Raw genomic sequence first — 2,727 nt, 5'->3', positions numbered from 1 at the left:
AAATCATAATTGCCCTTTCTGCTTTCAACGCAAAAGGGCAAAAAATAATGCCGACAGGTAATAGCATTAAAAGCTATAACTTGTCGGCATTTAAATTCTAAAATTTGACTTTATTTAATCTCCGCAAATATAATCAGTCAACTATGTTATTCAATTCTTCAAAAGGTATATTGTGTTCATTTGCATATTGTTCTGCATATGAGCCTTTTATTCCATAGATTGTGAGCTTATCACAACCTTCAAAGGCATTATCCGCAATATCTTCTGCCTTATCGTAAATGATAATTTTCTCCAGCAAGGTGCAGTTTTCAAAAGCACCCCATTCAATGCTCTTAATATTTTTAGACAAAACTAACTGTTTTAAGGATATGCAATTACTAAATGTATATCGTTGTATTGCAGTAATATTATCGGGAATATTTATACTTTTTAGTGATGTGCAACCGGAAAAAGCACCGTATGCTATACCACGATCAGCAATATTATCCGGAATTACAAGCGTTTCTAATGAAGAACAGCCTGAAAATGATAAACTTTCAATTTCTTTTACATCACCATTAAAATTAACATTTTTCAGACTTTCACAATTCGTAAAAGAGAATTGTTTTATAGTACTTGGGAGTTGTATGCTTTCTAATGAAATACAATGGTCAAAACATCTGTTAAATATATACTCTATCCCTTCAGAAACAACAATCTCTTTTACTATATCGTTATCCTCAAACATTCCTTTCCTTTCTGCTCCCCACAAATTGTATCCTGTAACATATCCGCCTAAAGCATTTACTTTATGGAAAAATATTGTTGAAGGAATTACAACTTTCTCTGACGGGTAGTTTATCTTTACAATTGTTGCTGATTTATTTGTATATCCATCGGTTTCATATGTGTACCCAAACCACCAATGTTCACTTGAACAGCTTTGCAGCAATATAAGTATCGCTATCACTACGCACAATATCCCGATAGGTAGTTTATATTTTTTTATTTTTTTCATCATATTAAAATTCTCTCGTAAAAAATATAGTTTTAATTATCAACAAACCGATAATTATTAATTTACAGACTGAATTGTTGTATCCAATTTTTCAAATGGTATGTTATGTTTTTTTGCATACTGTTCTGCATAACTACCCTTTATTCCGCAGATTGTAAGTTTATCACATCTGTCAAAGGCATCATTAGCTATATATTTAACTTCATCATGAATATTTACTTTTTCTAAAAAGTCGCAGCTATAAAACGTCCCACTATTAATAGATGTTACTTTTGGTGGTATAGTAACAAATGTTAGAGAATCACACTCCCTAAATGCATAAGATTCAATTGTATTTATGTTTTCAGGTAAATCTATTTTTTGTAACGCACATTCTGCAAAGGCATCACCTTCTATCTTTTCTACACTACTTGGCAATTCGATAAAACGCAGGTTTTTACAATTACTAAACATTGATTCACTTATTGTTTTTATTCCTGTTTCAAATTCCACAGACCTTAAATATTTACAAAAAGCAAACGCCCTTGTCCCGACTACTCTAACGCTGGAAGGTATATTCACTTCACAGAGACCTGAAGAATAAAATGCATCATTACATATTTCCGTTACACCTTCAGGGATACTCACTTCTGACACATTACCTTCTTCGAATATTCCCCTTTTAGCTGCTCCTGAAAGATTAAGCACCTCATACTCACCTAACTTTGTAACTGGAACTCCATAAACACTTGACGGAAGCTTAACATGATACTCTTCACCCGTATATTTAATCAAAGTTGCTTGACCATTATCCACCTCAAACCAATAGTTATATTTTTTTGACATATAATACTCCGTACCATCTGATTTGTTACTCTTCCAAGGATGAAGCAAAAGTATTATTAATGCTATAAATGCTACAATTAATACAATTATCAATATAATTTTAGTTTTTTTATTCATACACTATCACTCTTTTTGTTATAGTATATTGTAATCGGATGACATAGCAAAAGACTTTGTCATCCGATTGCTTATCAAAGTATATTACGGTTTATATGTTGACCATATACCATCTTTATACCACACATCCCGTGTTACTAAGTGACCTTCTTGTAATACTCCTGGTATCTGCTTATTTTGAGAATCATTAAATATTACTTTAGGATTGTCTATACCATATATCGTATAGGTTAACCAATTATCGTACATTTGACTATTCATCAGCGTACCAGGCCATTCCATCAGAATATTATTATCTTCATAGAAGTAAATTCTTGTGTCCCAATATTCCCAATTAGAAGGACGATAAAAATGAACAGTAATTCCCTGTGGTTTTTGGCTATATACAGTTTCATTTACTATCCACATTTCATCTTCTGTTATTTCAATTCCGGGTTGATTGATACCTGGATGTTGTTGTCTGGTTGCAGGATCAGTAGTGTTATTATTAAAAATAACTCTCGGATTGTTCACACCGTAAATTGTGTAAACATACCGGTTATTACCACCCATCTGGGGACATTTTCTCTCCTGGAAATGGAAGTTCTTGGTCATCATCATTATAATAATAGATATGAGGCTTTGTCAAGAAAAGTGTGCAAGTTATTTTTCTAACTTACACACTTTATTTTACAAGCTCCAATCCGCTGTTTTGTTATTGCTTGAAGGATTATTATTTACACAAAATTTTATGGGGAGCCTGATTAGTATTTCAGCCACCGTGAATTTACACGGTGGCTGTTTTGACG

The 2,727-nt window shown here is 32.5% G+C and carries 3 protein-coding genes; all 3 read right to left on the bottom strand.

Annotated elements, in window-relative coordinates; genetic code table 11:
• Nucleotides 1-133: 133 nt before the first annotated feature.
• The 3 genes from RBATCC27255_RS04695 to RBATCC27255_RS04685 all read right to left on the bottom strand — a co-directional run bounded on the left by RBATCC27255_RS04695 (nt 134) and on the right by RBATCC27255_RS04685 (nt 2,491).
• The gene (locus RBATCC27255_RS04695) at nt 134-1,000 is read right to left on the bottom strand and encodes a leucine-rich repeat domain-containing protein (RefSeq protein ID WP_101028655.1); all 867 of its coding nucleotides are present in this window, start codon (nt 998-1,000) and stop codon (nt 134-136) included.
• Nucleotides 1,001-1,054: 54 nt separating this feature from the next.
• Entirely contained in the window at nt 1,055-1,939 is an 885-nt protein-coding gene (locus RBATCC27255_RS04690; RefSeq protein WP_101028958.1) for a leucine-rich repeat domain-containing protein, read from the bottom strand.
• A gap of 84 nt (nt 1,940-2,023) precedes the next feature.
• Nucleotides 2,024-2,491, bottom strand: a complete 468-nt coding sequence (locus tag RBATCC27255_RS04685) for a starch-binding protein (RefSeq protein ID WP_169923254.1) — start codon at nt 2,489-2,491, stop codon at nt 2,024-2,026.
• Nucleotides 2,492-2,727 lie beyond the last annotated feature (236 nt).

This window comes from Ruminococcus bromii (assembly GCF_002834225.1).
GTDB lineage: Bacteria > Bacillota > Clostridia > Oscillospirales > Acutalibacteraceae > Ruminococcoides > Ruminococcoides bromii.
This window is presented reverse-complemented; position numbering and strand designations above follow the sequence as displayed.